Origin of the sequence: Varibaculum cambriense (assembly GCF_032557235.1) — a bacterium.
In the GTDB taxonomy this organism is placed as follows: Bacteria; Actinomycetota; Actinomycetes; order Actinomycetales; family Actinomycetaceae; genus Varibaculum; species Varibaculum cambriense_C.
The window spans coordinates 226,263-251,796 of the sequence record NZ_JAWGMB010000001.1 but is presented as its reverse complement, the minus strand read 5'-3'; the positions used below and the strand labels follow the sequence as shown (position 1 = coordinate 251,796).

The following is a 25,534-nucleotide window of genomic DNA, read 5'->3' as shown; positions in this document are numbered from 1 at the left end:
ATAGCTACCTTTTCATATTTCCAAAGGTCAACTGGGTAATTCAATGGTCAAGTAGCTGGATATTGGCGCCAGGTGGCCAGGATTAATATCCAGGTGGCTACTCGGTGGTTACATTTTTCACCGGGGTACTTACTGCCGGCTGCTTTGCAGCCAAAACCTCGCCAAAACGTATATTCTTGAAGGAAACAACGAGGGGGTGACCATGAGCGAACCAGAAATCAAGATCGGGCTGGTTGATGACGATCCTTTTGCGCTACAAGCATTGACAGCGATTTTGAATAATACCCCCAATTGTGCGGTCTCCTGGGCAACCTCTAATCCGGAACAAGCCCGCGAATCCTGTAATCGTAACCCCGTAGACCTGGTGTTATTGGATTACCTCTTAGGAGAGACCACCGGGGACGTGATCTGCAGGCAGATCACCCAGCAAAACCCGCAGCAAAAAGTGGTGATTATTTCGAGCCTGGAAGTGGCAGATGTAGCTCGAACCGCCCTGCTCGCCGGCGCGCGGGGATTCCTAAATAAAGCCGATGTTTTAAAAGACTTACCCAGTTTCCTCGCGGTAATCATGCAAGACTCCGTGGTAGTCTCCCACGCCGTAGTACAGGGATTGTTCCAAAGTATCCCTGCGCCCTCGCAAATTGCTCTTAGCCAGCGCGAACAAGCAGTTTCCGAGCTAATTTTACAAGGAATGTCTAACCGCGAGATCGCAGAAAAAATGAGTTACTCCCTGTCCACGGTGAAAGAAACCGTTACTGCACTGCTAGAAAAAACCCACACTTCCTCGCGAACCGCGGCAGTAGCCGTCCTGGTGCAAGACGGAGCAGTCAGCTACCCAAATAACCTTCCCTAAGGTTGGGGTAACGAGGACGCGACAATAGCTGAAGCCAACCTAGTCGCCACCCACCTCAAGCTGTAGTAGGTTCTGCCACTGGTCAGCGCGTTTACCATAGGTGAGCAGGCCGCCGATCTCTAGCATCCGTTTACTGGCCAGCCCTAACCCCATCTTCGAAGAATCCACTGTCCTGCCCCGGATCTGATTCTTAGTTTCCAGGCGGAAGCTGTTTTCTGAGATCCGCGCATCGACAGTTACCGGATGCTTGGGATCGCCGTAGCGGAAAATATTTTCAAAAAGTTCCGCCACCACCTGCGTTACTGTGCCTTGTTGCTGCCGGGAACACTCAGTTTCTCCGGTTTTTTCACACTGATAAGCAACCTGGAATCCCTGCTCCTTCAGCCGCGTGACTGCCTGAGACAGCACCTCCGCTAAACTCTGGGTCACCACCTCACTCTTTTCCGGCAAGTTTTTCTCCGAATTGATGAGGGCGCGGATAGCCTGCGATATTTCCGCGGCTTCATGCGCGGCAGTGTCCCTAAACTGCTCTAAAGGTAACAAGTCCCGCTGGCTTTGTTCCGCAGCCAGCGCAATATGAGTGCAGTGCCGCAAAACATTATCGTGGAGGCGAACATTAAGGTTCCGCCGCTCCGCCTCCCGGGCTGCCTGTTCGTCACGTCCTACCTGAAAAGAACGATCCATCCAGGTTTTTACTAAAATCCCGGCAACCGAAAAACAGGCCACATCCGAAAAAGCGCTTACCGCCTCGAAATCTACCGGGTATGCCCACACGAAAAAGAAAAACACATTGATTACGGTAGGAATCAATACTGCGGGCCCCAAGCGCTTGGGGGAAAAAGAAAAAGTATCTAAGAGGGCGATATTGGAGGCGGGAAAAATCGGCGCCCAGTAAATCTCATCTCCCCCAATCAACGCGAAGGAGGTGAGCGCGTAACCTATCCAGAAAACCGGGAAACGTATCGCTAACATGGCCATGACTAGAGCCTCGATAGCCAGCAGATATCCGATATCAAATTCTTGGGTCAATATCCCGTCATACAGTAAAAATAGGCAGTCAAAAACCGCGACCGTGATAATGATGGCTCGAAGTAATAAAACCTTACGGGTAAACTTCTTCCCTAAAGTTTGCCGATCAAAATATAAATACGAGCCCATAACCTTAAATACCGCATACACAGAAAAATCATACTGAGAATCTCCAGACCGCTGTGGGCATTAGGGATTATTCCTGATGACGCCGCCACTTCGCCCCTAAATAACCGCATACCAAAGCGGTTTTCGTTAGGCACTATCTCCTGGCGCAAGCAGACTTTCTGAAAGCGCCATACGGGTGCGTTAGAATCGGGGCAGATAGCTAGGGAGAGAAAATGACAGATGACTTTATGCTGAAACCGACTATTCGTCCTCGCCGCCTGCGGGCATTCCCCGCGATGCGCAACCTGATTGCCGAAACCCGGGTCGATCCCGCACAACTGATGCTGCCCGCATTCGTGCGAGACGGGATTGAGGAAGCAGTCGAGATTCCCTCTCTACCAGGGGTTTTCCAGCATACCGTCGAGTCAATTCGCGCCCTCGCCTCCGACTGCGTTAAAGCCGGGGTCGGCGGAATCATGCTGTTCGGGATTCCCAATACCACTGATAAGGACGAGCAAGGCAGTCCCGCCTGGGATCCGAACGGTATTTTGAATCGCGGTATCCGCGCCGTGCGCGAAGAAGTCGGAAATGACCTGGTAGTAGGGGCAGATACCTGCCTGGATGAGTTCACCAGCCACGGGCATTGTGGGATACTCACCGCAGATGGTCAGGTCGATAACGATGCCACCTTGCCGCTATATGCAAAAATGGCACTCAGCCAGGCGCGCGCCGGAGCCCATATGGTGGCGCCCTCCGGGATGATGGATGGGCAAATCGCGGTGATTCGCCAGGCACTAGACGAGGCCGGATTCACCGACACCACGATTTTGGCTTACTCGGCGAAATACGCCTCCGCTTTCTTTGGTCCTTTCCGAGATGCGGTTGCCTGCTCCTTAGAGGGCGATCGCCGCTCTTACCAGCAAGATCCTCGTAATCGCCGGGAGGGCGTATTTGAGACCCAGCTAGATTTAGCCGAGGGCGCCGATATGGTGATGGTTAAACCGGCTGGCTACTATCTGGATGTGTTGGCTGATGTGGCGGAAATGTCACCGGTTCCAGTCGCGGCCTACCAGGTCAGCGGGGAATACGCGATGTTAGAGGCAGCGGCCGCTAACGGGTGGATTGACCGCGAGCGCGCCATTGACGAGTCTTTGCACGCGATTGTGCGCGCCGGAGCCGATACGGTGCTCACCTATTGGGCGCTAGAGTATGCGCAGCGAGTAAAGTAACCTGCTCAATGCCTGATTCTCCCCGCCTACTAGCAGTTTCCGAAGTGGCTCATGCCGCTAACTGCCAGTGGCGGCTCTGGTGCTACCTGACCGGTAATACTGAGCTGAAATCTGCCGATGTTTTCCACCGCTATATAGGGGATTTAACTGGAGTAGAGGAAGAAAAACTGGCTGCCCGCTACCGTGCCTCGGGTAAGATTTTTCAAACAAATCTTCCCGCTACCTGCGCAGACCTTACGGGAATGCTTCCTTTCCTTCTTTACGAGGACGATTCTTGGGTGTTGCAGTTGCCGCGTTTTTCTGCCCATGCCCGCCTAGATTCAGTACATCTCCTGGCGGGTTTCGCCCATTTAGCTGGCGCAAATCAGCAGTTGTTAAACGCCGCTTTCCCCAAGTTGGAGGCGGAGCTCGCGCCCTTCGCCCAAATCTTGCTAGCGGATGGTAAAACTGTAGATTTTCCGCTGCCAGACCTAGAGGAACTGTGGGAACCTATTGCGGAGCAGGCGCACATTTTAGCGGGCGACCAGGATTTACTGTCTGCTACCCCCGAGGACGCTTGGCGCGCCCTCGACACCGTGTGCGGAAGTTGTTCGTACTGTGCGTGGGCGCTAGCGCGTTTCGATGACCCCCTGTTAATCAGCGGGATAGGCCCGGGACTGCGCCGGGAGCTGCGAGCCGAAAATATCTTTACTGCCAGTGAGTTTGCTACAAATCCGCCAGATGGTTATAGCCCAGAACTAATCCGACAAGCCCGCTTACAGGTCAGTCAAAACCCCGCAGAACTGCTGCTAGAAACTAATCCCCTATCCCCGGCGCTAATGGCTCTTCCCGCGCCCCAGGCGGGGGATGTGTATTTAGATTTCGAGAATGACTCCCTTTGGGGATGGACACTCAAAGACCATACCGGGCTGATTTACCTGGGTGGTTTGGTTTGTTTTGACGAAGACTATTGGGGGGAGCAAAAATCTTTAACCCCGGCGCTGCCGATTCGCGGCCAAGATGCACTACCGGCCGCAGGCAGCACAAACGTAGCGGAGGAAGTAGGGGAACTATCAAAGCGTATCGGCGGAAAATATCAGAGTTTTTGGGCGCATAACCGCGCCGAGGAACGCCAGCTGCTAATTGATTTACTGGATTTCTTGCAACAGCGTTTCCGGCGGTTTCCTGGGATGCGCATTTATCATTATTCCCCGCAAGAACGCCTCTACCTGCAACGTTTATCGTCTCGCCACGGCCTCTTAGCGGGGGAAGTGCGCGATTTACTGGCAGCTAACGGCCCGATGTGCGACCTGCAGCAAGTGGTGCAATCAGCTATTCGCACCGGTCAAGGCGGATATTCCCTGAAAGAAATGGAACCGTTCTATATGGGGTCTTGGATGCGTTCAGAGGACTTGGACAATGGCGCGGATTCGGTGATTGTGTACGATACGCTGGCGCGAAAAGGCGTCCTCGAACCTGGAGCTAAGCTTGCGGCTGAGGACGCAGAGCAGTTACGTCTCCTCGCCCTCTATAACGAATATGACTGCTGTTCAACCGCCCTTTTACATCACTGGTTAATCGCTCAACGCCAGCGCCCGCGCCATAGCGCCGTAACCGGTAGCGCCGACCCTGATAGCGCGCCAAAACCCGTCCCTAATCTACCTGCTGCACTGTAACCTGCACTTTTCGCTGAAGAAAAATTATTGCTAGCTCTACTTTCGCAGCCTCTATACCCATGGGAGAATGGGATTATGAGTGATAACCAGCCCCAATCGAGCAATTTCGGCGACCAACAGTCTCCCAGGCAACCCGAATCTTCCAACCCCTCTTTCCCTCAATATGCTTCCGGGGACGAATACCAGCCTTATCCCCCCGCAATGCCTACCGCTCCCGGTGTTAATTCTGATAGCGGTCAAGTTAGCTCCGATGAGCGCACTATGGCGATCCTGGCGCACTTAGCAGCCGTGATCGCCATGATAGTTTCTGCTGGTTGGCTGACTTTTGTGGGGCCGCTCATTGTCTGGTTTATCTACAAAGACAAAAGTGCCTTCGTGCGTAACGCTGCCGCCGGTGCTTTTAACTTTAACTTGGCGATGACCATTACTTCTGTGGTGGCCTGGATACTTTGCTTCACCGTAATCTTGATACCTTTGTCCCTCATCGCATTTGCAGTGGTTTTCATAATGACCCTAGTGTGCTCGATTAAAGGCGCATTTAAAGCCGCCGATAAAAAGTTTTACCACTACCCGTTTGGGATTAATCTTCTCGAATAACTGTCCGGGAAACCCTAATAATTGTTTGTGACCGAGGATACTTAAAGAACGATATTCCTGGTAAGCGGATTTTCCCTGCCCAATTATTCTCATTTTCAGATTCTTCCTGTCCCTGATCCAGGTTTCTTCCAGCCCGGGCAGGGAAGCTAACTGTTGTTTATTTGGGTTACCTAAGTTGGTCTTGGGTTGTTTTGAAAGGATCTGGACTTGTCCTTCGCGGGAAGAGCCTGGCGCTACGTTGTCAGAAAACCAGTTAGAACTATTGTTATATTCGCGGTGCTCACTTTGGTGGCCACTGTTTTAATGTCGGCAGATGCTATCGAGAGGGCGAGCGCGCGTGAGGGCGCGAAGGTAGAAGCCAAAGCGGGAGCCGGTTTCGTCCTCGAAAATAATCCCCAATTCAATCAAGGCACCCCGCGGGGAGCCGGAACTGTTAAGCCTGCAGATATTGCCCAGATTGCGCGACTGCCTGAGGTTAAAAGCTATGTGGCTCGGCAAAACGTCACTGCTGATTTAGTTGGGGCTCAGACCCAGAAACTGGGAACCAATGATTACGACGCCAAGAAGGAAGCCCAGTTCGGAAACGCAGTGAACGTGTGGGGAGTCAACCGCACCGATATCGACAACAACTTCCGTTCCGGGGCATTAACCCTGGTGAAAGGGCGGCATTTGCGGCCTGGTGATCACCATAAAGCGATTATCCATGAAGATTTGGCGAAAGCTAACGGCCTGAAAATCGGGGACAAGCTAAAACTAAAAGGCAACCCCTATGACGTGGACAATTTGCGGAAATCAACCACGCAAACCGAAATGGAAATAGTGGGACTGGTTCGCGGCTCCAATAATCGACAGGCAGCTCAACGCAGTGAACTCTTTGCCAATACTGTTTACACGGATTTGGATACCACCCGCGCGCTTTACCAGATGAGCAAAGATAATGAGATTTACCAGGACGCTAACTTTTTCGTTGCTTCCGATAGTGATTTAGAGGAGGCAGAAAAGAAGGCTGGCTCTCTGAAGATTGATTGGCGCAACTACCAACTATCGCCCGCTACCCAGTATTTAGCGGGAATTACCGGAGCGCTTAGCGGAATAAATTCCCTGATGAGCACCACTAAAATGGTCGCTTTCGGGTTTGCGCTGTTGATTTTAACGCTGGTGCTTTTCCTGTGGATGAATGAACGTAAGAAAGAAACCGGGGTACTACTGTCGGTAGGCACTTCAAAGGGAAGTATTTTTGCCCAATACCTGTGCGAACTGGTGATTACCGCCATCCCGGCTTTCGTATTGGCGTTCTTTATTTCTGGGTCAATCTCGCAATGGCTAGGCAATTCCGCATTGGCCTCAGTGAATGATTCGCTAATGCAAGAACTGGCACAGGCCGGGCAGGCAGGCGCCGATATGGAATCCTCAGCGGCAACTAAAACCCTGGATGCTCTAGCGGTATCCCTGTCCACCCCCTCGGTAATAACTGCCGTGTTGCTAACTTTGCTGGTAGGCGTGCTTTGTGTGCTGGCAGCATCGTTCCCGATGCTACGCCGCCCCCCGCGCGCCCTCTTGGTGGATATCAAATGAAGTCGCTTAGTATTTGGCGTCGCGCCTGGTGTTCGCTTAGTCGCCGCCCCCGCCGCGCCCTGCTGCTCACGCTGATTATGGCGGTGGTCTTTACCGCCCTGATTTCTCAGTCAGGCGTGCGCGCGCAGGTGGCCGGGATTTCTGGGGCGATTAATTCCGGAGTAAACGCGGGATTCACTGCCCGCAGCGAAGGCGGCACTATCTCTTTGACGCAGGCAGAAAAGTTAGGCCACTTGCCGCAAGTAAAACGCTCGGCTTTTGAAAAAGAAGCTTTGGCTAAACCCGAGGGCGCGAAGCTGGTCACTACCACTTCCGGGGTGCAACTTGACGCTCAGTTTGCCGGGGATGCCGGGATTATCGGGACTACTAATAGCCAGTTGCATCCGTCTTTCATGGGTAGGTTGTATCGGTTAGAGGACGGCAAACACTTGGCGGCAAGTGGGAGCGGCGCGCTGATTCACCGCGAGTTTGCCCAGCGCAATGATTTGCATATTGGCAGTCAGCTACGCCTTCGCGCCCATGGAACTACCGTAAATATGCCGGTAGTGGGGATTTTCAGCGGAAAAACTGAGAATCCCGGGAGACTTCCTGCCGGGGCTTCCGAGAACCAGATTTTTATTGATCTGGCTAACAGTCAGCGCCTGGCCGGGAAAGAACTGACTTGCGCAAGGTACTTTACCGGGGAGGCAAGCGCGCTCCCTGCCGCGTTACGTGCGGCAAAACAGATGGATTCGCAGCTGAGTTACGAATCTAATGCCGCCCAGTTCGCGGGGGTGCTCGCTACCCTGTCTGGGGTAAATAAGCTCCTTACTGCCCTGGCTGTAGGTGTGGGAGGCGCCGGTCTAGCCGCCCTCGCCCTGATTATGGTCTTTTGGATCCGAGGACGCACCCGCGAAATCGGGGTGCTCCTAGCAGTAGGTAAAACCAAAGCGAATATCTTGGGGCAACTTGCCTTGGAGAGCGCTTTCTTAGCGCTGGTGGGTAGCGCTATCGGGACCACCTTGGGATTCCTACTGTCGGATAAGGTGTCTTCCCTGGTATTTGCCAAATCTGCTAGCCCCTCCCTGTCCGCCCTATCTGCGAGCGGGAGCACCGGGAGTATCCTGGCCGCCCTCGCCCTCGGATATGTGATTACTTTCGCGGCGCTACTATTAGCGACCGCTCCCCTGCTCCGTCAAACCCCGCGAGCTATTCTCGCAAAAACAAGTTAGGAAACATTATGAGCATTTTGCAGTTAGATCATCTTGATTATGTTTATCCGGGAACTAGCACCCAGATCCTGTCGGACGTGTGCACCGAATTCGAGATCGGAAAGTTTTATGCGATTGTAGGCGCCTCAGGTGCCGGAAAATCCACCCTGTTGAACCTGCTGGCAGGGTTAGATAAGCCTACCAGCGGGGCGGTACGTTTCGATGGTACTGATATTGCGGAAACTGGCTATGCCCAGCACCGAAAGAAACAGATTTCTCTGGTTTTCCAAAACTATAACCTGATTGACTATTTGACTCCGCTAGAGAATCTGCGGTTGGTGAATGGGAAAGCCGGGATTGACACTTTGACCCAGCTGGGGCTGTCTGAAAAGGAGGCACGGCGCAGCGTAATGGCGCTTTCGGGGGGTCAACAGCAGCGGGTAGCGATCGGGAGGGCGCTAGTGTCGGGGGCTCCGATTATTTTGGCGGATGAACCTACCGGGAATCTGGATGAGGATACCGCCCGCGACGTAATCGAGATTCTACAGCGAGCCGCTCATGAACAGGATAAATGCGTGATCGTGGTGACCCATTCGCGCCAACTCGCCCGCAGCGCCGACGTTACCTTGCGCCTAAATCGCCGCAAGCTAGTGGTGGCGTAACCTGTCCTCAGCCCTCAGCCGGGTATTTTCGTGCCGAGTGATGCAAGGAGATGCTCACGTTAACCTTGCTGCGAATATATGCAGACCTAGATAAATGCTAACTACTAGCTCGCCTATTTACTGATTTATGCGGTAACTAAGCTATCTGTTGCCCTAAAAGCGTTCTATAAATTGGCTGATCTTTAAGCTCCTGATGAGTCCCTTCCGCGACCACGCGCCCACCATCAAGAACTACGACATGGTCCGCGATACGAATAGAAGCCAACCGATGGGCAATGACGATAGTAGTACGGTCAGCCCTCGCGTTACGAATATTTTTGGCAATGGAGGCTTCGAGGAACGGGTCAATATTAGCGAGCGGCTCATCGAGGATAAGCATGTCGGGACGCCGAAGAAAAGCACGAGCAATCCCGATACGTTGACGTTCCCCACCCGAGAGCGTGGTTCCCCGATCCCCGACTTTCGCGTCTAATCCTCCTAAAGAAGTAATCAGCTCACTGATATCAGCTTCGGCAAGAGCTGCCCAAATATCATCATCACAGGCCTGCCGATTAGCTAAAACAAGATTGTCTCGCACAGTTCCGGCAAAAATATGGCAGTCCTGGGGAACAAGAGCCAGTCTTTCGCGATATTGGTTTGGTTGATAGGAGCGAAGATTTCTCCCATCGAAACGCAGTTCGCCTTCCTGAGGATCAAGATAACGCATAGCCAGATTGGCTAGGGTAGTTTTCCCCGCCCCTGATTTTCCGACAATGGCGATTGAGCGTTTAGGAGTTGCGGTTAAGTTAACTTGGTTAATAACTGGCTTACCTGCCTGATAGGAAAAAACCGTATCATCACTAACTAAATGGTTTGTTTCTGCCTCGTATTCGGCATGATTGGTTTCGGGGATGGAGGGGATGGGATCCTTAGCGTTAAGAATGGTATTAATCCGGTGTGCGCACGCCCCAATTTCTCCTACTCTCCCCAGCATGCCCACTAACGTTGTCGCGGGGGTTGGCACTAGACCCGCTAGCACCACCGCAACTGGTAACAAAGCTGAATCTAAATGTCCGGTCAGCACCCACCCAGTTAGAATGACTAGCAAAATCGTGGATCCGACTGTGGTTGCAATCGTAGAAAAAGCTGATTCCCAGGCTTTTCTTATCGTTTGCGAATTCTTAGTTACCTGCACTTTTCGTGTTAAATCCAAGATCTGCGCATTTTGTTTATCCACCATCCCCAATGACCGCAGTTCCCTTTGCCCTTGAATAGAATCCAGAACTGCAATACGCAACTGGGCTAGTTGATAACGTAATTTTTTACCTTGCCGGCGTTGTATGGACATAAGGGCGAAAGGGAATGCAATCATAGCTGCAGTTGGTAGCAGCATTATCAGTCCAATCGGACCAATAAAACTCACCAGCACACCGGTGAATAAAGTTGGAGTGAGAATGGCACAGATGGCAGTAGAGGCCGTATGCGCATAAAACCATTCCAGCTGTTCCGCATCATTCATAGCAGCCGATGCCACATCACCGGTACGTTTCCCTTGCAACCCTAAGGGTGCGATTCGCTCGATAGCGTTATAAATGTGCACCCGCAAGGTATGTAGAATCCGGTAAGCAACTTCATGTGACCACCAAACCTCAAAGAGGGTACTCACGGCATGCACGACCACCAGGGTAAACATCATAACGAACAGCAGGTTCAGATTATTCGTACGGTTTAATATGAATTGCGTAGATATCCATACTGAACTGACCGCAACCCCAACAACACTAATTTGGGCAAGCGCAGTCACAATAGTGGCGGCTACGAAAAGGGGAAGACATTCGCGTAGCCGCTTCATCAGTGCAAGGAAATTACTGAAAACTAAGGTCATAGTCGACTAGGCTCCCATCTGTGCACTAATCAATCTTGACCAGGCATTATCTTCCTGGCTTAACGTACAGGGATTCCCGCTACAAAGCACTTTCCCATGTCCCATTACCACTACATGATCTGTTTGCTCAGCAGCGTCAATACGGTGAGTAACCAGCAATAAAGTGAGATTCGGGTACGTCTTGCGAATATTCGCCAGAACCGTTGTTTCTGTTTGGGTGTCCAGACCAGAAGTAGATTCATCGAGTACGAGGAGCGGGCATTTGCGAACCAGAGCCCGAGCGATTGCCAGTCGTTGTTTTTGTCCTCCCGAAAGATTCTGAGCATGTTCTTCAATTTCTAAATCAAGAATATTGTCACCAGAATCAGGATTGTTATCGGGATGCAGGTTTGTGGCACAGGCTAGCTTTAGAGCCGTCATCATCTCCACTTCATCCGCTTTGGGATTAGCTTCGGCCAAAATTGACCTTATAGTTCCCGGAAAAATAATCGGGTCTTGCGGAACCAGCGTGACGGTACGGGCGATATCCAAACTGTCCGCTGAAACCCCTCCCACTGTGATACTTCCACTATCAGGGTGATCGAAACCCATTAATAACCCGAGCGCGGTGGATTTCCCGGAACCTGACAGCCCCACCAGAGCGGTTGTTTTACCTGCAGGTGCTCCGAAAGTGACTTGCTCAAGAGCCGGCTCGGCAGCTCCCGGATAAGTGTAGGAGATATCCACGAAAGATACTTCGTTACTGTGAGGCATGTTTTGCGGAGATTTGCGGGTAGCGGCAGAAGTTTGCTCCTGTTCAAATAACTCGCTCATAGCCGGCAGCGCGGAAATACCAAAGAATGCTTCATGCCAACATGCCGATAGGGCGGTAAATGGGCGGAAAAGTTCGATAGCTAGCAGCGTAACCACAAATAGCGAGCTGATTGGCATCGCCTCGGAAGAAATCAAAGAAATTGCGATCACTAGCCCGAGGGCGGGACCGAGCACTTTCATCATTCCTGATAGGCCAGTTTCTCCCAATGAAAGCCGTAGCTGCCCCATAGTAGTTTTGAGCAGCTGGCTGGACTGTTTTTCTAATTGGGTGCCATGATCTTTAGCCGCCCCAAAAGATTTCAAAGTGGACATTCCCATCATAGAATCCACGAAATCGGCATTGAGATTTTCGTACGCTACCCAATGCGATTGTCCGCGATCAGCAAGAGCTCTATCCCATAATCGGGGAATAGCAATAATCGCGACTCCACAGACTAAAAGAACTCCCGCAATCAGGGGAGAAATGCTGGCAATAGCAATTGTTAAACCAATCGCGGTTAGAGCAGTGACCGCCAGTTGGGTGAAATACTTGACGAAATAGGGTTCGATCGCCTCAACCCCATCAGTGAGAACCGACTGTATTTGTCCAGAACGCCCCAGTCCTCCCCGCATAGGTCCGCGCGCATCTAGTTGCTCTAGAAGCGCCTGCCGTAAGCGGCTTTTCACCACTAGTCCCGCTCGATTTTGTAGAAGCTGTCCCCTGACCTCAAGTAACGGACGGATTAAGAGCAAACCGGCAATAGCTATGATTAGTCCCACCACCGTGGAGACCCGGCGAGAGCTCAATAGCTCATTGAAAAGCATGGCGTTGCACACCGCGGTTGCAATATATAAGCAAGACACCAGGACACCCAACATCATGGCGGGGGCCAGCAGCCACACGGAGACTCCGGCGGCGCGCATAACTAAACGCTGCTTTGCGAACACAATCGCCTTTCCTTTCTCAACAACGGTATCGGTTCTACGCGTGCGGCATTGGGAAGGGGTTCATGCTACCTTCAGGTCTTGGCGAATCCACCCATCCTAACCGTACTGCTTCCTCTGCCACCATATTGCGCCCCAGGTAGGGAAATGCGGCAGGAGTATTGCCTATCGTGCCGGGAATTAATGTGCGGATCACATGCAGTCCGCAAGAAGCGACATCGCGAGAGGTGATATCAACGGTAATTACCCGCATACCCCGGGCGTGGATACGCTCTATATAACTAGCTAGTTGGCTATCTTTCAGCTGTGACACAGATGAAATACTGCGGGTTGCTGGTATATCCAACAGTGGTTTCACTCTGTCTACCGCGCGAGGATCTAGAAAGACCTCTTGCTGAATTAGTAGGTCATCTACATCTTTGAGATCCTCACGGAAGTCATCCAGATAGCGGCGGTCACGGCGCCATTTCTTATATGAACGTCCAGGAAGTAGACCTTTACGGATTGCTGTCCAATGTGCCCCTTCGGGGTTTGCGAGGTCGTGAGCTCCCTCTTGTAAGGTGAGCGCTTCACTCCAAGCTTTTAAAGCGCCTTGTTCAACGCTCGAACGACAAGAAAAACCAACGTGTACCAGTTTAGAGACATCATTGTGAACTACCCCGGCTAGAACCGGAATATTGAAAGTGTTGTCTAGATTGATCAAAGCGGGGCGGAGTGGCTCTTTCGTCCCGCTAAAAAGATCTAAATATTTCTGCGGTAATTCCAGGTGCGGAAGCGGCTGGGCATTCAACCACCACACCATGGTGGCATGCCGCTCAATAATTTCACTGATACCCGACAATATCGCCTGTTCACTGCTGGTTCCTGCAGCTACTCCAGCAAACGCCGGAAAGTTAACTTTCGGTTCTTGCCGATACTGGTTGGTATACCAGTTGACATACACCAAGGAGGCAGGAACGAAAACTGGCTCTTCATCCTCATAATAGGTACCTTCCACCCACCCTACGGGCAGTTCAGGCGTCAAAGGTACAAAAGGAAATCCGGGGTGCTGGTATTGGTTTGCAGAGAATAGCACCAGTTCTTCCGGATAAAGAAGCGGGTATCCTTTTCTCGTTAATTCCCGATAAGAACCATGTAATACCGGTTTGAGATCGATTAGGTTAGAGCAATAACGCTCGACCGATTCACCAATAGCCGCTAGTTCAGTGTCGTGGATCTGCGCTTCTTTTTCTTCTTCTCCAACCTCATTGGGGATTAACGTTGAGCCTTGGCAAAATACAGTGTTGATATAAGTTGATGTTCTGCGTAAATCACACGTTCGCGCCTGGGTAGTATGCAACGTAGGCGGCATATAGGCACTGTGATGTACCCGAGTGAGCTCTTTTACGATTCCATAGCATTTATCAACCACAAAGGTGGGAGGGTGAATCGGGGATTTAGGCTGAGGGCCCATCATAAAATTCGTGGGAAGCACCGCGTGAACTTCGAGCTCCCCGTCCATGGAAATTGCCCAAATAGTGTCAAGGGGGGTTGATTTCTGGTTATCGATTTCATTGCGAGTAATAGCTTTAATTAATTCCGCTGCTTTGTGCCCCATATTTGTGGCTGCACCTAAGCGCGGTAAGAAACTTCCCCATACGGGGCTACCCATTTTTGCTTGAAATACTTCACTATTGACTGCATTTCCACCGAGACGAGCAAGACTGTCGCTATAAGTTGCACCTTGCCCTTTAAGTACTGCTGGGCCAACCAATAGTTGGTCGGGGGTGTGGTCCACCGTGATCACTGAAATATTCAGTCCGAGATTGTCTTCAATAGTTTGCGCAAATACGGGAGCAGGATCATCTCCGCGACACACCACCAGGGCGCCGCGATTGAAGACTTGGTATGCACATTCGCGAACTGACTGGGAAGACAAGCGCGCCGTGACATCAATCTTTTGGAGCTCTGAAGTTATTAAACGCGCAATTGTGGGATCGCCGCAGACAATTACCTCTGCATCGGCGATAGATTGAGGATCAGGGGTCGGGGAGACTAGGTCCTGCGTGTTGATAAAACAGCTGTGTTTTTCTAATGCTTTTTTCAACGGAGTGCCCAAAGGGTGAGTGGACTGGACATCCTGCGCCGCATCTAAGACGCGCACGATACTATTGACATCCGTTGAGAGCACCAGATCACGACCATCTGCACATGTAAGAACGCATCTATTCGTATCCAAAGGCCTTACTTGCGCACAAATCTTCCACATAACCCCTGATCCTCTTACCTATATGAAATATTGGGTAAAGTGCGTCTTAGCACTATCTTTTACCCGATGCCTATCTACTTACCTCCATGCAAAGCTCTGCTGCGTGGCACCGTGATGGCAGTGAGGAACAGTGATTTGATCGGTGTTCACTTCCTCAATCTCTACGATTTCGAGTGTGTTCATTTCCCCTCCTTTCAAGCGATAGCAACTTCAGAGGCTAGCCTTTAACTTGTTACTTAGGTTATGCTAACCTAAACAAAGTTTACATGGTTTCTTCTTTTACACAAGAGGGAAATAAAACTACGGAACAAATGAAGGAGGTTAGGTGAACCAGATATCGCAACTATCCCCGCCTAAGTGCGAAAACATTATCAAAGTGCGTGGTGAGATCCGGTTACCCGAAGGCAGTGTCTTCTACCCACAGTGGAAAACCTCTGGATCTAACCCGGTATATGGCGGTTACCAAGATGCTTGCGAAACTCTGGTTTATGACACCAAAACTTTTGATGTCATCACCCACAAATCTGGAAAATCATTCCCTCTAGGACAACACATTAAACCGATAAAAGTACTCGACCAGGAGCTTTATTTACAAGGCTCCTCCTTTATTAATGCTCCCCGCCTTTACCGCCTTGATCGGAAAACTGGAGAACTAACTTTCGCCAAGAATGACACCTCCGAAAACGCCAACACATTTACCTGCAGACAAATTTGGGCTCATAGTGAGGACGGAACCCGAATCCCTATAGACTGCTTCGGAACGTTAGCGGAAAAACAGCCGACAATCGTATTCATTTACGGGGGATTCGGGAGGAACAATCACAGTTTCTATAGTCCAGACATTTATTCAAAATGGTTAACCCTTGGTTACAGCGTTGCCGTTATTCACTCCCGAGGAGGCGCTGAATTCGGGAAAGCTTGGCATCAAGCCGGGGTTAAAGCAGGAAGACGCAAAGTCAGGGAGGATATAGCCTCCTCTATTCGTGAATTGCATCGTCAAGATATTTGTACCCCCGAGACTACATTTGTACACGGTATGTCTCATGGAGCATTGCTGGCAGCGATTACCACTATCTCCCACCCAGAACTCGTATCCCAAGTAATATGCCGCGTCCCGATCAGCAGCACTAAAGACCTGCCGGAAACAACCTTAGGTCGTCAATGGTTAGACGAGTACGGGGATCCTCAAACCTCTGATTGGGATAACTTTATGAAAGAAGAAGATCCCCTAGCCTGTGAAGCCACACCCCGAAGTTTAAGCACCACATCTTGGCTCATTATTGGTTACTGTCACGATGCAGTCACCACTATTTCTCATGCAGATTCCCTAGTCGAACGGGTGAAAAATTTGGGAGGGGAAGTAACGTACTGGCGTTATTCCAGCAAAGGCGGACATGAAGGGGCATTTGATCCCAGCGAGAGGATAGCCCACGAACGCAGACTGTGGAGCTATCTCAGCCAAAAAGCATCTGAAACAAAACCGGAAGCAACAGGTTCACCATGTTAACGAATAGAAAGCAACGCCTAATTCTGGCAATCGTTTTAGCGATAACGCTAGCTTGCTCGTTGATAGTGGCTGTCATTGTGGGAGCTACTGATATTTCACTATCGGCCGCACTTGAGGGCATCAATGCCACGCTGAGAAGAACTGCTGCACTTGATGTTGATACTCAGATTATTGGGGAGGTCAGATTCCCCCGCGCTGTTCTGGGAGCAATCGTAGGTGCCGGCTTGGGTATATGCGGCCTGATAACTCAGTCGTTACTGCGCAACCCGTTGGGCGATCCCTATATTCTAGGTATTTCCTCCGGGGCTTCCACCGGCGCAGCAGCAGTCATAGTTTTCGGAACAACCAGCAATATCTTATCTGCATTGGGAATCACTTTCGGTGCCTTCCTGGGAGCAATAGCCTCCATCCTACTCGTTACCCTGCTAGCTTCTGCCGGAGGAAAAATCACTCCGACACGCATCATTTTTGCAGGTATGGCGGTAACTTACTTTTTCTCGGCAGTAACCAGCTTGATAACTCTGATGGCTAAAAACGCGGCTGGAACCAAATCGGTAATGTTTTGGATGCTCGGATCAATATCTAACGCCACCTGGCATGACGTCATTATCGCAGGCAGCGTGGTAACTATTGCATTAATTTGCTTCACCATCTGGGGAAGACGGGTTGACATCCTTAACCTGGGAGACGATGCCGCAATCTCACTGGGTACTAGTCCCCGCCTCTATCGAAACCTCCTATTTCTCATAGTGGCGCTCACTATAGCGGTGCTTGTCTCCCTTACCGGTGCCATCGGATTCGTGGGCCTAGTCGTTCCTCATGCTGCGAAACAACTGGCAGGTTCGACCACTCGAGCTGCGTTACCTATCTCTGCCCTGGGAGGCGGACTGCTTGTCGTCATTGCCGACACCTGTACCCGCGTGGCTATCAGACCAGCGGAACTACCTATCGGAATACTAACAGCCCTGGTAGGAGCCCCTATGCTAATGGCTCTCATCAAGAAATATTCCAAATAGAAAGGAAGAAAAGAATGATCAAGAAACGAATTGTGGCTGGCGCGTTGGGCGCATGCCTTGCGGTCGCCGCCCTCACTGGCTGCTCCGGGACAAAGGATTCTTCTAACGCTGCTGCTGACGAACCCCTTACCGTAAAGAACTGTGGGGTGGAAACGAAGTTTACTACCCATCCTAAGAAAGTTGTTTCGATGGGAGTTACCGGTTTGGCGTACCTATTTGCTGCCGGAGCAGAAAAATCCATTGTTGGTCGCGCCAATGAATGGGGTGAAGAACCACCCTCCTGGATAGGTAAAAAAGCAGACGGAATCAAAGTGCTGTCAACGGAATCCATTTCTATGGAAGCACTCATGAAACTGAAACCTGATCTTGCTTATGGTGGCGGATTCAGTTCCGAAACTACCGCTCCGAGAGCTGTAGCAGAAAAGGGAATCCCTGCCGTTGTAGATGCTACCGAGTGCAACTACTTCTATCCGGATCAAAAATCCGATGAATCGTTCGATACTACTTTGGCGGAGATTGCTCAGCTAGGCAAGATCATGGGCACCTCCGAAAAAGCGGATGCCACCGTCAAGGAACTTAAAGAGAAGCTAGAGCAGATTAGTAATGAGAAAATCGGTAAAGACCGCAAAGTTTCCTACGCCTACTACTACGGAGAAGATGCCGACCTATTTAGTTACGGAAACAAAGGGGTCATGGGGGAAATAAATAAGACCCTTAACCTTGTTAGTGCTATCGACCCGAACTATCATCCGCACCAAGGTCCCATTGCGCCAGAAGCATTTGTTAAATCAGACCCCGATGTAATCATCTTGCTCACCGGAATGGGGGGTGCCACCAAAGAAAGTTCAATGCAACGACTTGAAAAGATTCCTGGCTTCAAGGACATGAAAGCGGTTAAAAATGGCAACATTATCTACGCGGAATCCGCAGTAGCCTATGCTTCCCCCACCGCGATTTATGGAACATTTGAACTGGCTGATCAGCTCAAGAAACTAGGAAAGTAAACGGATGAATGATTCTCCCCTCACGATAGACAAAGCTAGCGTCCATTTCGGTGACACCAAAGTTCTTGACAGGGTCTCCTTCGAGGTACCTCAAGGTAAAATTTTAGGTATCGCCGGCCCTAATGGTTCCGGGAAAACTACCCTCATGAGGGCTATGTTCGCTGCACAAAAACTATCGGAGGGGAGAATCCTCCTCAGTGGGCAGCCTTTAGACCAAATGCGCCCCGGTCAAGTTGCCCGACGTATCGCAGTGGTTTCCCAATTCGAGCACGACATGGAAAGAACCCGCGTACTCGATATTGTTCTTCTGGGACGATCCCCGCATCGTAAGGATATTCAAGGATATAGCGCAGCTGATCGTAAAATCTGTCAAGAGGCTCTTGCCGCTGTTGGTATGAGCTATGCGCAAGAGCGCTATGTGGATACGCTTTCCGGTGGGGAGCGTCAACGGGTTCTTATTGCCCGCGCCCTCGCCCAACAATGTAAATGTATCCTGCTAGATGAACCCACAAATCATCTAGATATCAAATACCAACATCAAATTCTTAGTATCATCAAGAATGTTAGCGACACCGCTGTCATAATCTTGCATGATCTTAACCTGGTAACCCGCTACTGCAACCAGGCAATTATTCTTAAAAATGGTCGGGTACACACTCAAGGTGTCCCGGACGATATTCTCACTCCTGAACTCATCCACGATGTTTATGGCGTAAGCGCCAAAGAAGTCCAAGACGGAAACGTCAAACAATTTATTTTCAAACCATTGCCATCCACTACCTGACAGGTGAGCTAATATCGCAGGCTCTAACGGTGTACTGTAACCAGGAAAACACGCCTGTTAGAGTTACAAAGGGCAAGACTTCATTGTTGGTTTAAGGGCGATAGGCTGGGATTAAAACGCGCTGCCCGCGAGGAATCGGCTGGAAGTAAACTAGCTGTTTTCTACCGAAATATCGAAAAGTAATCTGATGAGGGCATCGGACTCGGGCTTGGTTGTTTCAACGATATCGATATTGGGTGAATCAACTTCGTTGAACCATTTGACCGCGCGCTTTCGGGAGTATCCTGCAGCCATTTGCCTTTCAATGAGCCTATCTTTAAGTAATGAAACATCAGTATCCAAATACCATAGGATATCTAGCATTTTCTTAACATTTGCCCAATCGCCATTTTGGAAGGCCAAATAGTTCCCTTCAGTAACAATAACCTGAGTGTCTGGTTTTATTTCGATAGCAGCAGCAATCGGCTCGTGTAGCCTGCGGGAATAGGTAGGGACGAAAAGAGGGTAGTCTACTATTTCCCGCAACCGTTGCAGTACATTAAGGTATCCATTTACATCAAAGGTTTCCGGAGCGCCCTTGCGATCTAGTAGCTGCTTTTGCCGCAATACCTCATTTGAAAAATGAAAACCATCCATAGGCAGATATGCACTATGAATGTTTAGAACATCCGTCAAATAATCAGCAAGTTTCTGCGCTAACGTGGATTTTCCAGCACCAGGAGCGCCAGCGATACCGACAATACTGCGACCGGGACGCAACTGGTGGCATAGATCTCGCGCAAGATATTCCAGGCATCCAAATTCATAAAACTTCACTCAAAACCCTCCTAAAAGGAATTTTACTCCTTTGATTTTACTGATATAGAAAGAGTTACGAGCCATTCGTTGCAAACGGTTAACCTTTTCTGTACTTTGTTTTTCTGCCTCTTCCGTCCTGATAGATCAAGCCGTCTGTAATCATGCGTTTTAGAATACGGCTGGCCGTTGTTTGGCTGACATCCAACAGTTGATCCACATCGCTACGTACTACATAGCCGTTTTTGTCAATCAGATCCAGAATTTTTTCTTCATTGGATTTGCGTTCGTTAGACATGGTAGCCATTGTCTTAGCGGCATTTCTATTGGGAAGTGTAATTTTGAAAGCATTGTTTGTTACTTCAATTTTAGGCTCTAACCCTGTGCCTGCGTATGCTTTCATGATTTTGGGCATACCGGTTCCGTAAGCTTCAATCAGCTTTAAGCGATAGAAGATAGCTGCTAATTTCGGATTTCTGCAAACGGAGAGTCCGAGCATAATGTCATCCAAAGTGATTCCGGCAGGCAAACCGCCCACGGATACAAATTCGATTCGATCATCATAGATACTGACAAGGGTGCTGGCACTAAAAGAGTAATCTCTATGCACCAGAGAATTCATCAATGTTTCTCTCAGAGCGTCCTCTGGATAATCTCTGGTATCAGTTCGGTATAGTCCCTCAAATGTGGCCTTGGTTTGATTGTGCAGATCGAGATAGGCATACAAATCCTCCATCTGCTGAAACAGTGAACCAGTAAACTCACGTCTATCTTGGAATGTGCTCTGATCAACACCGGCAAAGGTTGCAGCCTTGATGGTATTCGGACATTGTTCGGACAGAAGCAACGCTACATTGGAGTAAACGCCGTCCGAGGAAACCATTCCCAAAGTCTGCATCTTAGCAGCATCATAGGGAACCTTCCTCTTGGCAAACTGTGCTTCAGCTGCCTGGAATGACAAATTCTGTTCCAAAGAGCGCATGGTTTCAAAACTGTCGCCATCGGTTTCTTTAATCATTTTTCGGATGGCGGTATCAGAGGCAGGATCTGTAGATGTACCATTGCGGACATACACGCCACTGGGCTTTAATCCCTTGCTGCCCAGATAATAAGGACGGTCTGTACCCTCCTGAACGGTCACGGCAATAATTTGTTTATCATCTATCACCTGTGTCTCGTAGTGGACAAACATCGTAATATCAGGTTTGATGGAATCCCGAACCATGTTATTAATTTGCGAGGTAACACGGTCGGTACTATCTACACCAATCACCGTACCATTGTCCTCAACACCAATGTAAAGAGTGCCGCCTTTGGTGTTAGCAAAGGCAATCACCTCTTTACAAAGATCTGCAACAACCGAAGACTTGAGTTCGATAGTTTCGCTCTCACTAAATGCCATAAGGCACCTCCTGTAGTTTTCTTAATCACCATTATAGTTATAATAGTCATTCTAGTCGCTTTGTATTCGTGTAGTGATTAGAAAAAACAAAAAAGGGTACGAACCCATATTGAGTGGAAGCGTACCCGCGATGATATAACGATGAAATTAGGGTTAATACCTAAAAAATGTGTACAAAATCGATGTTTTTCTTGGTCTGACTAGGGGTTTTAGGGGTTTGCACATGCTTTCACGAACTTTGACCCCGAGGTGCGGGGGCTAGGTTTTATCCGAGCAGGTGCGGTGGGCATAAGAATTCGGAAAACGTCGCTACGTTTTCCGAATTCTTGGGCGGGAGGAAAAACCTAGCCCCCGCACCGACCACTACCGCGCCAGCCCTCACGGGTTCGAATCCCTCAGCTTATAGTTTCAGGGGCCCGGCAAAAGCCGAGCCCCTGAAACTAGTGGAGCTAGCGGGACTCGAACCCGCGACCCTCTGCTTGCAAAGCAGATGCGCTACCAGCTGCGCTATAGCCCCTTTAGAGCAGGAAACCCCCTACAGGTACTTCCATACTCCCGGATCATTGCGAAGGTCATTTGCCGCATTCACCAGCCAGGCGAAAAACACCCCGATAAACAACAGTTTGAAAGTCTTTTTCAAATCTACCTACCTGGCCGATTGCTGGAACAAACTTCCCTTGCAGTGGGCCTAGCTGGGCTCGAACCAGCGACCTCAGTCTTATCAGGACTGCGCTCTAACCAACTGAGCTATAGGCCCATCGTGTCCATCGCGAACACCATTGCAGATTACAACATTCCTAACCTGGCTTTCAAACCCGTCCTAGGTGCGTTCCGTCACGCCGCCCTCGAGATCCCACAGCCAGCGAAGAATACGGTGCTGCTACTCGTCGGTCAGCGCCAGCCTGATCCCACCAACCAATGATGTCACCAAGTTATAGATAAGCGCCCCCACCGTTGAAAACGCGGTCATTAAGATCACGTTCGAGACTGCGATAATAGTGCTCATCGCCATTACCCGCGGCAAGCGCAAATAATCAATAATCGACGCAATCGAACCAGTGGGATCAATATCGTTAATAAAGTTTTCCACCGAACTAAACACGCTCATCGAATTTAGCAGCAGCCAGACCAACAATCCTGCCAGCACCATCGCGATCCCCAGCGCCACCGATAACAGGAAGGACACCTTCATCACCGACCAGGGATCAATCCGGGATACCACCAACGAGATTTGACGCGGCTGATATTCGCCAATCTTCTTTGCCGAGGACGCAGCCGCGGCCTCGGTCTGTCCCGCCTTGTCTGCAGAAGAAGACACTTCCGGAACCTGTGGGATTGCAGAACTGCTACCGCCCTTAGAAGCAGACTTACCAGCGGTCTTTTTGCCCGCTGCCTGAGGCGATTTTCCGGCCTTTTTCACCTGGCTGTCCCCACTATTAGTTTGCGGGTCAGCAGCTTGCGGTATTTCATTCTGCGAAGACTGGTCGGCGCTATTATCTTCGCTAATAGTAGAGGCTTCGCTCTCCCGCGAAACATCATCAACGCTTTGCTCTGAGCGAGCCTTATCTTGATCTTTGCCATCAGTTGTCATTGGTCAGCCTCTCACTAAAGCTCAGTTGTTTCGGTTTCTAACGCGGCCACTTCTTGATCGAGATCCTCATCCGTAGCCTCTGACGATTCATCATCTTCTGATTTCTCATTATTTAACGCCACAGCCAAAACCGCATCCCCCGGGGCCGGACGAGTGAAAATTACTCCCTGGGTGTTACGTCCCGTGCGAGGAACCTCATCCACGCGAGAGCGCTGCACCTTACCAGAATGCATAATCACCATGACTTCATCATCGTCATTAACAATCAAGGCGCCCACTAGGCCGCCCCGCTCAGCCACCAGGTTCGCTACCTTGATCCCGAGGCCGCCGCGACCTTGTACCCGGTATTCCTCTACCGAAGTACGTTTCGCGTATCCACCCTCGGTCACCACCAAAAGGTCACTATCGGGGCGAATAACTGTCATCGCCAACAGGTGATCCCCTTCGCGGAACTTCATTCCCCGCACCCCGGAGGTGGCGCGCCCAGTAGGACGCAAAGCTTCATCACTAGCTAGGAACCGCAGGGATTGTCCCCGGTGCGAAACCAGCAATAGCTCATCGTCACCGTTAACCAGTTCGGCAGAAACTACCTCGTCAGGGGCACCATCTTCCATTTCCCGCAGGTTAATCGCAATCAAACCCCCGGTACGATTGGAATCATATTCGGTAAAACGAGTCTTTTTCACCAGCCCCGACCGGGTAGCCAGCGCCAAATATTCGGCATCATCATAGGAACTGAATGCCAAAACCTGCGCGATTTTTTCTTCCGGCTGGAACGCCAAGAGGTTAGCTACGTGCTGCCCCTTAGAGTCGCGTCCTCCCTCGGGAAGTTCGTAAGCTTTCGCCCGATAAACCCGGCCCTTATTGGTAAAGAACGCCAACCAGTGATGAGTAGTGGTGGTAAAGAAGTGATCCACCACGTCATCTTCGCGCAGCTGCGCACCCTTAATGCCCTTGCCGCCTCGCTTTTGGCTGCGGTATTGATCCAGGCGGGTGCGTTTGACATACCCCGAACGGGTAATAGTGACCACCACGTCCTGTTCCTCAATCAGATCTTCCATCGACATTTCCCCGGCGAACGGCATTATCTTAGTACGCCGCTCATCGCCGTATTTATCGACAATCTCGCCCAGCTCGGTGGAAATAATGCCCCGCTGCCGTTCCGGACGAGCCAAGATATCTTGTAGATCCTTTGCCCGTGCCTCCAACTCGGTGTGTTCATCGAGAATCTTTTGCCGTTCGAGGGCGGCCAGGCGGCGCAGCTGCAAAGCCAAGATGGCATCCGCTTGGACTTCGTCCACCCCCAATAGTTCCATAAGGGCGGTGCGTGCCTCATCAACTGTTGGTGATTGGCGAATAGTAGCAATCACCGCATCCAGCGCGTCCAGCGCCATCAGGTAGCCTTGCAAAATATGGAGGCGATCCTGCGCGCGCTTGAGGCGGAAATTGGTGCGGCGCACGATTACTTCTAGCTGGTGATTAATCCAGTTAGAGATAAACCCATCGATAGACAGCGTCCGCGGAACCCCATCTACCAGCGCCAACATATTGGCGGGGAAGGAATCTTGTAACTGGGTGCGTTTATAGAGGTTATTTAGAACCACTTTAGGAACCGCGTCCCGCTTGAGCACAATCACCAGGCGCTGTCCGGAGCGATCCGAGGATTCATCCCGGATATCTGCGATGCCCTCGATCTGCCCGTCTTTCACCAGTCCGGCGATTTTAGCAGCCAGATTGTCCGGATTGACCTGGTAGGGAAGTTCGGTAACTACCAGGCAAACCCGGGAATTGATTTCCTCTACGTTTACGATTGCCCGCTGTACAATGGAGCCGCGACCGGTACGGTATGCCTGTTCAATCCCTTTCCGTCCCAAAATAGTGGCGCCCGTGGGGAAATCCGGGCCTTTAATCCGCTCGATCAGGGCTTCCATTAGTTCTTCACGCGAAGCCTCCGGGTGCGCTAGCGCCCATTGCACCCCGTCAGCAACTTCCCGCATATTGTGGGGCGGAATCCGGGTAGCCATCCCCACTGCGATCCCCTCTGACCCGTTAAGCAGCAGGTAGGGCAGGCGGGAAGGCAAAACCGTGGGTTCTTGGGTGCGCCCATCATAGTTGTCCATAAAGTCGACAGTGTCTTCATCGATATCGCGCACCATTTCCATCGACAAAGGCGCCATTTTACATTCCGTATAACGCGGAGCTGCTGGCCCCAGGTTACCGGGAGACCCAAAGTTACCTTGACCAGCCACCATCGGGTAACGCATCGACCAAGGCTGCACTAGACGCGCCAAAGCATCATAAACTGCGGCGTCACCGTGAGGGTGGAAATGTCCCATCACGTCACCGACTACGCGCATACATTTCGAAAACCCAGCGTTGGGACGGTATCCACCGTCATACATGGCATACAGAATCCGCCGGTGTACCGGCTTCAAACCATCCCGCACCTCGGGCAGGGCGCGCCCTACGATCACGCTCATTGCATAATCCAGGTAGGAGCGCTGCATCTCGGTTTCTAGGTCAACCTGGTTAATATGACCTTTAGCCTGGAAGAGACCGGAATTATTATTTTCGAGGGCGTCTGAGGAAATGCTGTCCCCACCCCCGAAAGCTGCGCCGGTGTGCTGAGCCTTTTCGGGGGAGTCTGCTTGCTGGTTTTGATCCTGGTTGTCTATATCGCTCATGTTT

20 protein-coding genes and 2 tRNA genes are annotated in these 25,534 nt (G+C 50.8%); 12 read left to right on the top strand and 10 right to left on the bottom strand.

The window, feature by feature from the left end; translation table 11 throughout:
• The first annotated feature begins 202 nt into the window (after positions 1–202).
• Positions 203–853 carry a response regulator transcription factor gene (locus E6072_RS01005; RefSeq protein WP_316693167.1) on the top strand — a complete coding sequence of 217 codons (651 nt, stop codon included), beginning with the start codon at positions 203–205 and terminating at the stop codon, positions 851–853.
• A 39-nt stretch (positions 854–892) separates the two neighbouring features.
• Here the strand turns inward: E6072_RS01005 and E6072_RS01000 are convergent, their stop codons facing one another.
• Positions 893–2,032 (bottom strand): hypothetical protein, encoded by a 1,140-nt coding sequence (locus E6072_RS01000; protein ID WP_316693165.1) that lies wholly within the window; start codon positions 2,030–2,032, stop codon positions 893–895.
• Positions 2,033–2,223: 191 nt separating this feature from the next.
• On the opposite strand from E6072_RS01000, the gene hemB reads away from it, so the two are divergent.
• The 6 genes from hemB (at position 2,224) to E6072_RS00970 (ending at position 8,898) form a co-directional block, all read left to right on the top strand.
• Positions 2,224–3,219 carry a porphobilinogen synthase gene (gene hemB / locus E6072_RS00995; RefSeq protein ID WP_316693163.1) on the top strand — a complete coding sequence of 332 codons (996 nt, stop codon included), beginning with the start codon at positions 2,224–2,226 and terminating at the stop codon, positions 3,217–3,219.
• A gap of 8 nt (positions 3,220–3,227) precedes the next feature.
• Positions 3,228–4,874 carry a ribonuclease H-like domain-containing protein gene (locus E6072_RS00990; protein WP_278619352.1) on the top strand — a complete coding sequence of 549 codons (1,647 nt, stop codon included), beginning with the start codon at positions 3,228–3,230 and terminating at the stop codon, positions 4,872–4,874.
• A gap of 75 nt (positions 4,875–4,949) precedes the next feature.
• A complete protein-coding gene (locus E6072_RS00985) occupies positions 4,950–5,471 on the top strand; it encodes a DUF4870 domain-containing protein (RefSeq protein ID WP_316086534.1) in 522 nt (173 codons plus the stop codon).
• Positions 5,472–5,678: 207 nt separating this feature from the next.
• On the top strand, positions 5,679–7,046 hold the full coding sequence (locus E6072_RS00980; protein ID WP_399334818.1) for an ABC transporter permease: 1,368 nt from the start codon (positions 5,679–5,681) through the stop codon (positions 7,044–7,046).
• Positions 7,043–8,257: an ABC transporter permease gene (locus E6072_RS00975; protein WP_316693157.1), complete on the top strand. Its 1,215-nt coding sequence runs from the start codon at positions 7,043–7,045 to the stop codon at positions 8,255–8,257. Before E6072_RS00980 ends, E6072_RS00975 begins: the two co-directional genes overlap by 4 nt.
• Before the next feature lie 8 nt (positions 8,258–8,265).
• Positions 8,266–8,898, top strand: a complete 633-nt coding sequence (locus E6072_RS00970) for an ABC transporter ATP-binding protein (RefSeq protein WP_316693155.1) — start codon at positions 8,266–8,268, stop codon at positions 8,896–8,898.
• Between the two features lie 136 nt (positions 8,899–9,034).
• Here the strand turns inward: E6072_RS00970 and E6072_RS00965 are convergent, their stop codons facing one another.
• From E6072_RS00965 to E6072_RS00955, 3 genes are read right to left on the bottom strand one after another with little or no spacing between them, the layout of a single operon-like run.
• On the bottom strand, positions 9,035–10,762 hold the full coding sequence (locus tag E6072_RS00965; protein WP_316693153.1) for an ABC transporter ATP-binding protein: 1,728 nt from the start codon (positions 10,760–10,762) through the stop codon (positions 9,035–9,037).
• A 6-nt stretch (positions 10,763–10,768) separates the two neighbouring features.
• Positions 10,769–12,502, bottom strand: coding sequence for an ABC transporter ATP-binding protein/permease (locus E6072_RS00960; RefSeq protein ID WP_278608953.1), 1,734 nt, complete (start codon positions 12,500–12,502; stop codon positions 10,769–10,771).
• 34 nt (positions 12,503–12,536) lie between these two features.
• Entirely contained in the window at positions 12,537–14,717 is a 2,181-nt protein-coding gene (locus E6072_RS00955) for a YcaO-like family protein (protein ID WP_316693150.1), read from the bottom strand.
• Positions 14,718–15,072: 355 nt separating this feature from the next.
• On the opposite strand from E6072_RS00955, the gene E6072_RS00950 reads away from it, so the two are divergent.
• From E6072_RS00950 to E6072_RS00935, 4 genes are read left to right on the top strand one after another with little or no spacing between them, the layout of a single operon-like run.
• The gene (locus tag E6072_RS00950; protein ID WP_316693148.1) at positions 15,073–16,254 is read left to right on the top strand and encodes a prolyl oligopeptidase family serine peptidase; all 1,182 of its coding nucleotides are present in this window, start codon (positions 15,073–15,075) and stop codon (positions 16,252–16,254) included.
• Positions 16,248–17,270: an iron ABC transporter permease gene (locus E6072_RS00945; RefSeq protein ID WP_316693146.1), complete on the top strand. Its 1,023-nt coding sequence runs from the start codon at positions 16,248–16,250 to the stop codon at positions 17,268–17,270. Before E6072_RS00950 ends, E6072_RS00945 begins: the two co-directional genes overlap by 7 nt.
• Before the next feature lie 14 nt (positions 17,271–17,284).
• Positions 17,285–18,274: an ABC transporter substrate-binding protein gene (locus E6072_RS00940; RefSeq protein ID WP_316693145.1), complete on the top strand. Its 990-nt coding sequence runs from the start codon at positions 17,285–17,287 to the stop codon at positions 18,272–18,274.
• A gap of 4 nt (positions 18,275–18,278) precedes the next feature.
• On the top strand, positions 18,279–19,058 hold the full coding sequence (locus tag E6072_RS00935; protein WP_278610065.1) for an ABC transporter ATP-binding protein: 780 nt from the start codon (positions 18,279–18,281) through the stop codon (positions 19,056–19,058).
• A 150-nt stretch (positions 19,059–19,208) separates the two neighbouring features.
• Here the strand turns inward: E6072_RS00935 and E6072_RS00930 are convergent, their stop codons facing one another.
• From E6072_RS00930 to E6072_RS00915, 4 genes are all read right to left on the bottom strand, one after another.
• Positions 19,209–19,874, bottom strand: a complete 666-nt coding sequence (locus E6072_RS00930) for a phosphoribulokinase (protein ID WP_316693142.1) — start codon at positions 19,872–19,874, stop codon at positions 19,209–19,211.
• A gap of 79 nt (positions 19,875–19,953) precedes the next feature.
• On the bottom strand, positions 19,954–21,255 hold the full coding sequence (locus E6072_RS00925; protein WP_278619364.1) for an RNA-binding domain-containing protein: 1,302 nt from the start codon (positions 21,253–21,255) through the stop codon (positions 19,954–19,956).
• Between the two features lie 444 nt (positions 21,256–21,699).
• Positions 21,700–21,772 (bottom strand) — tRNA-Ala (locus E6072_RS00920).
• Positions 21,773–21,938: 166 nt separating this feature from the next.
• Positions 21,939–22,012: transfer RNA gene (locus E6072_RS00915), tRNA-Ile, on the bottom strand.
• A 3-nt stretch (positions 22,013–22,015) separates the two neighbouring features.
• Here E6072_RS00915 and E6072_RS00910 point away from each other — a divergent pair.
• Complete coding sequence (locus E6072_RS00910; RefSeq protein ID WP_278619365.1) at positions 22,016–22,177, top strand: hypothetical protein; 162 nt, start codon at positions 22,016–22,018, stop codon at positions 22,175–22,177.
• Here E6072_RS00910 and E6072_RS00905 read toward each other — a convergent pair.
• The gene (locus E6072_RS00905) at positions 22,136–22,846 is read right to left on the bottom strand and encodes a DUF3566 domain-containing protein (RefSeq protein ID WP_024059567.1); all 711 of its coding nucleotides are present in this window, start codon (positions 22,844–22,846) and stop codon (positions 22,136–22,138) included. The two genes, E6072_RS00910 and E6072_RS00905, sit on opposite strands and share 42 nt — an antisense overlap.
• A gap of 14 nt (positions 22,847–22,860) precedes the next feature.
• Positions 22,861–25,530, bottom strand: a complete 2,670-nt coding sequence (gene gyrA, locus E6072_RS00900; protein WP_316688775.1) for a DNA gyrase subunit A — start codon at positions 25,528–25,530, stop codon at positions 22,861–22,863.
• Positions 25,531–25,534: the final 4 nt, after the last annotated feature.

Excerpts from the sequence above, each read along its gene's own strand:
- E6072_RS01005 (WP_316693167.1), top strand. The coding sequence starts at position 203 with ATGAGCGAACCAGAAATCAAGATCGGGCTGGTTGATGACGATCCTTTT.
- hemB (WP_316693163.1), top strand. The coding sequence starts at position 2,224 with ATGACAGATGACTTTATGCTGAAACCGACTATTCGTCCTCGCCGCCTG.
- E6072_RS00990 (WP_278619352.1), top strand. The coding sequence starts at position 3,228 with ATGCCTGATTCTCCCCGCCTACTAGCAGTTTCCGAAGTGGCTCATGCC.
- E6072_RS00985 (WP_316086534.1), top strand. The coding sequence starts at position 4,950 with ATGAGTGATAACCAGCCCCAATCGAGCAATTTCGGCGACCAACAGTCT.
- E6072_RS00975 (WP_316693157.1), top strand. The coding sequence starts at position 7,043 with ATGAAGTCGCTTAGTATTTGGCGTCGCGCCTGGTGTTCGCTTAGTCGC.
- E6072_RS00970 (WP_316693155.1), top strand. The coding sequence starts at position 8,266 with ATGAGCATTTTGCAGTTAGATCATCTTGATTATGTTTATCCGGGAACT.
- E6072_RS00965 (WP_316693153.1), bottom strand. The coding sequence starts at position 10,762 with ATGACCTTAGTTTTCAGTAATTTCCTTGCACTGATGAAGCGGCTACGC.
- E6072_RS00945 (WP_316693146.1), top strand. The coding sequence starts at position 16,248 with ATGTTAACGAATAGAAAGCAACGCCTAATTCTGGCAATCGTTTTAGCG.
- E6072_RS00940 (WP_316693145.1), top strand. The coding sequence starts at position 17,285 with ATGATCAAGAAACGAATTGTGGCTGGCGCGTTGGGCGCATGCCTTGCG.
- E6072_RS00935 (WP_278610065.1), top strand. The coding sequence starts at position 18,279 with ATGAATGATTCTCCCCTCACGATAGACAAAGCTAGCGTCCATTTCGGT.
- E6072_RS00925 (WP_278619364.1), bottom strand. The coding sequence starts at position 21,255 with ATGGCATTTAGTGAGAGCGAAACTATCGAACTCAAGTCTTCGGTTGTT.
- E6072_RS00905 (WP_024059567.1), bottom strand. The coding sequence starts at position 22,846 with ATGACAACTGATGGCAAAGATCAAGATAAGGCTCGCTCAGAGCAAAGC.
- gyrA (WP_316688775.1), bottom strand. The coding sequence starts at position 25,530 with ATGAGCGATATAGACAACCAGGATCAAAACCAGCAAGCAGACTCCCCC.